This window comes from Sulfolobales archaeon (genome assembly GCA_038881635.1).
Classification (GTDB): domain Archaea; phylum Thermoproteota; class Thermoprotei_A; order Sulfolobales; family AG1; genus WYEN01.
Genome location: JAVZPJ010000005.1, coordinates 25,682 through 31,945, shown reverse-complemented (window position 1 = coordinate 31,945; position 6,264 = coordinate 25,682). Strand labels below are relative to the sequence as shown.

At 39.9% G+C, this 6,264-nt stretch carries 7 protein-coding genes; 5 read left to right on the top strand and 2 right to left on the bottom strand.

Going from position 1 to position 6,264, the window contains the following annotated elements; genetic code table 11:
* Together QXS89_04605 and QXS89_04600 are read left to right on the top strand one after the other, a co-directional pair.
* On the top strand, positions 1 to 385 hold a 385-nt coding region (locus tag QXS89_04605; GenBank protein ID MEM3831456.1), incomplete at its 5' end, for a hypothetical protein.
* Between the two features lie 41 nt (positions 386 to 426).
* Positions 427 to 2,064 carry a hypothetical protein gene (locus QXS89_04600; protein ID MEM3831455.1) on the top strand — a complete coding sequence of 546 codons (1,638 nt, stop codon included), beginning with the start codon at positions 427 to 429 and terminating at the stop codon, positions 2,062 to 2,064.
* Between the two features lie 25 nt (positions 2,065 to 2,089).
* Here QXS89_04600 and QXS89_04595 read toward each other — a convergent pair whose 3' ends face one another.
* Together QXS89_04595 and QXS89_04590 are read right to left on the bottom strand one after the other, a co-directional pair.
* The gene (locus QXS89_04595; protein MEM3831454.1) at positions 2,090 to 2,611 is read right to left on the bottom strand and encodes a methyltransferase domain-containing protein; all 522 of its coding nucleotides are present in this window, start codon (positions 2,609 to 2,611) and stop codon (positions 2,090 to 2,092) included.
* Positions 2,604 to 2,774, bottom strand: coding sequence for a hypothetical protein (locus QXS89_04590; GenBank protein MEM3831453.1), 171 nt, complete (start codon positions 2,772 to 2,774; stop codon positions 2,604 to 2,606). Before QXS89_04590 ends, QXS89_04595 begins: the two co-directional genes overlap by 8 nt.
* Positions 2,775 to 2,936: 162 nt before the next feature.
* Here QXS89_04590 and QXS89_04585 point away from each other — a divergent pair, with 162 nt between their 5' ends.
* The 3 genes from QXS89_04585 to QXS89_04575 all read left to right on the top strand — a co-directional run bounded on the left by QXS89_04585 (position 2,937) and on the right by QXS89_04575 (position 6,247).
* A complete protein-coding gene (locus tag QXS89_04585) occupies positions 2,937 to 4,187 on the top strand; it encodes an Nramp family divalent metal transporter (protein MEM3831452.1) in 1,251 nt (416 codons plus the stop codon).
* A gap of 53 nt (positions 4,188 to 4,240) precedes the next feature.
* Positions 4,241 to 5,437 (top strand): aminotransferase class I/II-fold pyridoxal phosphate-dependent enzyme, encoded by a 1,197-nt coding sequence (locus QXS89_04580; GenBank protein ID MEM3831451.1) that lies wholly within the window; start codon positions 4,241 to 4,243, stop codon positions 5,435 to 5,437.
* A 135-nt stretch (positions 5,438 to 5,572) separates the two neighbouring features.
* Positions 5,573 to 6,247 carry an MBL fold metallo-hydrolase gene (locus QXS89_04575; GenBank protein ID MEM3831450.1) on the top strand — a complete coding sequence of 225 codons (675 nt, stop codon included), beginning with the start codon at positions 5,573 to 5,575 and terminating at the stop codon, positions 6,245 to 6,247.
* The last annotated feature ends 17 nt before the right edge of the window (positions 6,248 to 6,264 follow it).

The following is a 6,264-nucleotide window of genomic DNA, read 5'->3' as shown; positions in this document are numbered from 1 at the left end:
CTATATAATTGTGGAGAAGATTTCCGAGATCACGGTAGAATGCTATACAGGCTCGAGATGGGGAGAAGCTTATCTCATTATGATTACTAGAAATACTCGTAGCACTATACAGCTGGGATCATGTATCTCTGATTCTGATAATCCTCATATTTTTAAGACTTATGCAAAAGATCTAATATCTTACTCCGCTTACATACTACTAGACCTAGGCTTGATCAGGACCAGATATCAGAATGGTATCTCAGAGATCTACCCGTACGACAATATAGGTATTTTCTCAGCTATATTACTAGCTCTATCGGTTTCAGTATTTCTCCTGGGAAGATACTATGCTAGGTCTAGAAAGCATATCAGGATTTCTAGGAGAACTGCTAGGAAGAGGTAGAAATATAAAATCTACAAGAGATATTTAGAAGGCGTACTCTATTGAATCTCAAGGATCTTTATAGAGATCTGAGAAAGATGATATCATCCTATGATATCGAGATAGTAATCAGCAGAATAACCTCGCACCACAGGATCCAGGGCTCTAAAGGATTGAGATATGCCATAGAAGATTTAAGAGAAGCTCTCAGGTCTCACGGTATTGAAAGCAAGATATATGAAGCACCTCTAGATAGCTCGAGAGGATTCATAGAAACACCAGTAGGATGGGATGCTCAAAGTGGAGAGCTGAGGATCTGGGTTGAAGAAGAACTTCTCCTAGACCTTGATCTGAGGAGAAGTCCTACACTACTCTCAGCACACACAGGATCTGGTGAAGGTTGTAGCGAGCTAAGATTCTGTAGAGATGATTCCTGTTCCGGCGAGGCTATCATAACAGATCTAACACCTTATGAAGCTTATGATAGATATGACTCTAGGCTGATAATACATTACAACCCAGCTAGGCATCCTGATGCAGTACCATACACAGGATTATTTCTGAGAAGTAGAGATCTGAAGAAAGACAGAGTTGTAATGAACATACCTTATTCAAAAGCTTCTAGAGTGATAGATGCTCTAGCTAGAGATAGAAGAGTTAAAGTCTGCTGGAGTAGCAAGACCGAGTACCATACATCAGGTTCTCTCCCAATACTTCATACATGTAGCGGGAGTGAGAAGATCCTTTATATAAGTCATATATGCCATCCCATGCCAGGAGCCCATGATAATGCCAGTGGATCGGCTGGAAATTATTTGATAGCATTGCTCTCTAGAGAATCATCGATTCTTAGAAACATAGAGATGTGCAGTGCATGGGTTCCTGAGCATACCGGCACAGCTTATCTGGGCGAGATTTTAGGAGATTCTATCGAGCATATTATAAATCTGGATATGATAGGATCCAATCAATATGCCACGGGATCTGTTCTAACACTTGTAAACCCGCCTCTAATCCTAGGACTTAGAACAGCATCAGCAGGCTACATAGGATTAAGAACAGCATTAGACACTATACAATCATTCACGGGAGTTCCAACGCCTTCTATAAGATACGATATAGCACCATACTCGGCAGGAAGCGATCACGATCTAGCATCTGTGTGGGGTGTTGAAAATTTCATGCTTAATGAGTGGCCTAGCAGGTATTATCATACAGATAGAGATTCTATGAACACCCTCTCTACAGAAGATCTTGTCAGCACAGCACTTTCAGCAGTTCTAGCAGGTTATATCATTTCAGATGAGAATCACGCTAGAAAAGCTGAAGAGATCTATAGAGAGCATCTAATCTCCTGGTATGCTACTAGATCTTTTACACAGGGTGTTGATGTAAGCCTGGTTATAAAACTTATAAGAGGAGAGATCCGTGGGAAAATACCTAGAGATCTTTCTAGAACTCCTTTGAGTAGTAGATACTTATACAAGGTTCTGGAAAGAGATCTTTATAATAAGGTGAGAAGAATAACAGCTGCATCATCATATCTCACAGTCTACGCCTTAGTAGGAGAGCTAGCTGGGGTTAGAGAGGAGGAGCTCTTAGACATATTTCAGGCTGAGGAAGTGATAAAATGGAGTGATAAGGATAGGAGTATAGTAGGGGAAGCATGGAGGATCCTTAGATCCTCTCTAGATCTCTAGAACATATCTTGAGGTCGAGAAATGATCATTCTACATAGGCTATGTAATACTTCTTCCACTTACTCGCTTTAAGTACTTTGAGAGGATGCTCTAAAGATATCACTACAGATCCTTTCTTAGCCTCTCTTAATATCTTTCTCTCTAGCTTCTCAACAGTTGAGCTCCAGAGGAACATGTATATCAGATCATATTCTCCCAGATCTTCATTGAATATATTGCCTCTCTTAAAACTAGCTCTCTTCTCAAGTCCTTTTAATCTGCTCATAAAATTACTCCATAAAACTTTAATAGGATCTATATCTACACCTCTACATACAACCCTCGGATCTATCTCACAAGCCCAGAAACATACCCTCCCAAAACCACTTCCAAGATCAATAATCTTCACAGTACTTCTATCTCTGAAGTGCTTCTGAAGCACTTCTCTCAAGAGATCCTTGAGATCTCTTGATGAAGGATAGTAAGCCGCTCCAAAGAGCATAGGCATGAGAAGATATAAGGCTACTACGAGAACTATTAGATCTAGGATTATTATGAGATCAGTCACGGAAATCCAGGTCACCGGAATCATCTTTAATAGGTGACAGATTCTTCTCATACTCTAACCTAGATACATGAGATTCTTCCTCATCTCTTTTCATATTATAAATTCCTGCAGCCCTTGATGAGGAGCATATCCTGATTTTATTAACACCTCCTTCTATAATCATCTCTCTCCTATAAAAATTCCTGGGCTCTTCAAGGGTGTTTCCATAGATGCTTTCAATCTCTGAGAACTTCTATGCATACCTAGAGATGCCCTACAGCTATTTCTAGGATCTTCTCTTATCTAATTACTTTCTTTTTAAGCTTTCTAAGATACTAACTTTGAATTGAATGGAAGAGCAGTAGGTGTGAGAAAGCTTAGAAGTATAAGAGCTCTTCTAGGACCTGCAGTGATAGTCAGCGTAGCCTATATAGATCCGGGTAATTTCGGGAGCAACATCTCTGCAGGCGCTAAATTCGGTATGAGCCTTCTCTGGGTTGTATGGCTTAGCGGGTTTCTAGCTATTCTATTTCAATACCTCTCAGGAAAGCTAGGTCTAGCAAGAGGCTATAGCGTTTTTGAAGAAATGATGCTACGAATAGAAGGTTTAGGGATCCTTAGCAAGCCTTTAAAGATACTCTACTTCACATCCACATTCATAATGATCCTCGCTACAGACATGGCTGAGCTTACGGGAATGGTAGTAGGTATAGCTCTCCTTCTCAACATTCCTCTTGAAATAGCTCTTCCCATAGCATTTCTAGATATAATAGTACTTTTCATAGCCCTCGAAAGAGCTGGTAGACTGCATGAGATCATAGCAGTATTAGTAGGTGTAGTAGGCTTCAGCCTTCTCTACGAGCTTCACATAGTAGGGGTGGATTTTATCGAGGTCATTAGAAGTAGCATAACCATATCCTCATTATCAGGTGAGATCTCGATATATGCAACAGCTATAATAGGAGCAACTATAATGCCTCACGCACTACTACTTCATTCATACCTCTCGCGAGATGAATGGAGAACACAGGAAGATCCTAGCAGAGCTTTGAGAAAGCATTTAAAAGATACACTCCTCTACCTTAGCATAGCTTCTCTACTTAATGCAGCACTACAGGTTCTAAGCTACTACGCATTCTACATACATGGAATGCATGATGTTGATGCAGAGACCGCGTACTATATATTAAAACCTCTCTACGGAGCTCTAGCTTCATATGTTTTCGGCATAGCTCTACTAGCTTCAGGACTTTCATCATCGCTGGTAAGTATTCAGGTTGGGGTTAACATCTTCGAGAGTTTCTTCTCGAAGCACATGAGTATGTGGCGTGTGAGGTTTATGATTAGAATTATCAATCTGATACCATTTACAATAGCTATTCTAATAGGATTTAACGTGATAGAGCTTCTAGTATACACTCAGGTGGTTCTATCAATATATCTTCCCCTGGTTCTACTCCCACTAACACTTATAACATCATCTCACAGATTAATGGGTTCTCTGAGAAATTCAAGGATTGTCTCAGCACTAGCTCTCATCTTCTCAATAGTAATAATCCTGATAAACGCGGCTTTGCTAACTATATTCTCATCATGATCTAATTTATAAGCTCTTATAAGTCTCCTACAAGAATCTCTTCAGGAAGTCATATGCCCTCCTACAACAAATCTTCGGATCTTCTGATCGAAAGTCCTACACGTATTATCAATAGAATTGCTGAGAATATGAGAAAAGAAGGTAGAGATCTGATCATGTTCTCAGCCGGAGAACCAGGTATCCCGCCTCCCAGAGAGATTAGAGAATGGCTTTCTCAAGCTCTTAAAGAAGATTCTACGAAACTATATTCTTACGGACCCTCGGCAGGGTTTTTAGATCTTAGAGAAGCTATTGCAGATGATCTCAGAGAACTCGGAGGACTGGAGATAGATTCCGACCAGATCGTTATAACCTCGGGAGGTCAAGGAGCTATATTCTCATCACTTACAGCTGTTCTAGAGGAAGGTGATGAAGTTATACTTATAGATCCTACATTCTTCGGATATAAGAATGTGATCACCTTTAACAGAGCGAGGATTAGATATGCTCCTACATCTATAGATAGAGGATTTCAACCTGATGTAGATCTAATTAATGAGAGTATTGTGAGAGGAAGAACCAAAGCAATCATACTTGTAAGCCCTGATAATCCAACTGGAAGGGTTATAGACTGGAATATAGCGAGAGCATTAGTTGAGATAGCTGTTGACAATGATATATGGATAATCTATGACGAGCCTTATAAAACACTTGTCTATGAAGGTGAGCATATATACCTATATAAACTAGCTCCAGAGAATGTTATATCTCTAAATGCTTTTAGCAAGGATCCTGGGATACCTGGGTGGAGGCTTGGATATGTCTATGGTCCTAAAAGCATTATTAAGAGGATTAGCCTGATCTCTGAGATTTCTACATACCATCCTTCTACCGTAGCTCAGTACCTGGTTCTGAGATATCTTAGAGATAGGGATCTTAGGAGGAGGCATATTGAGTTTATGAGAAGAGTTCTTATGGAGAGAAGAGATGTGATGGTTGAAGAACTTTCAAAGATCAGGGAAGCTAGATTTCTTAGACCAGGAGGATCTATGTTCGTACTTCTGGATCTAAAGGAAAGACTTAGAGAACGCAATCTAGAGAGTATTCAATTAGCTGAAAAACTCTTATTAGAAGCCTCCGTAGCAGTTGTTCCCGGAGAATTCTTCGGCGAAAGCTCTAGAGGAAGTATAAGACTCAGCTTTGCTACGGAATCTCTAGATAGGATTAGAGAAGGTGTGAGAAGAATTAGAGAGATGTTAGACAGGATCTGATCTCTTATTCTTGAAGCAGAATATCTCTCTAGATCTATGATCTGAGATCTCAGAGAGATGTGAGGCATAAAATCTAAAAACACTCTATGATACTTAATAACCTTCCTAGGTATTCTAACACTGAGGTGTAATACTATGAGTAGTTCTATAAAAATCCAATGGTATGGTCATGCATGCATAGGTGTTCATGCTTATGGTAAGACTCTGATTATAGATCCTCATGATGGAGGATCTATAGGAATTAAAAGACCTGAGGTTAAGGCTGATTACGTTCTTATAACCCATGATCATTTTGATCATAATGCTCACAGGGTTGTGTCTAGAGATGATACGAAGATATTTAAGATGAAGGAGGGAGACTTCGAGATACCTCCCTTCAGAGTTAGAGGCGTTAAAACTTACCATGATAAAGAAGGTGGCAGGAGGAGGGGTTCTAACATTGTTTACGTGATCAGAACATCTGGAGGAGTTTCAATACTTCATGCAGGAGATCTAGGGCATATACCGGATGAGAGTACTATGAAGAAATTCGAGAGAGTTGACATAGCCATATTACCTATTGGAGGAGTTTTCACAATAGATTATGTAGAGGCTTTAGAAGTCTTCCAGCTTCTAAGAGCAAGAATCATGATACCAATACACTATTGGGTTAAAGGTGTAAACCTCCCCCTAGCACCTGTAGAGAACCTCGTAAAAGAGGCTGAGAAGAAAGGTTTTAAGATCGAGAGTCTTGATACAAATTATCTGGAGGTAGAGGATTCGCCGGAGAGATTAGGAGAGATCAGGATCACAGTATTAAAGTATCTCTAGAAATGATAAAGCCGAGA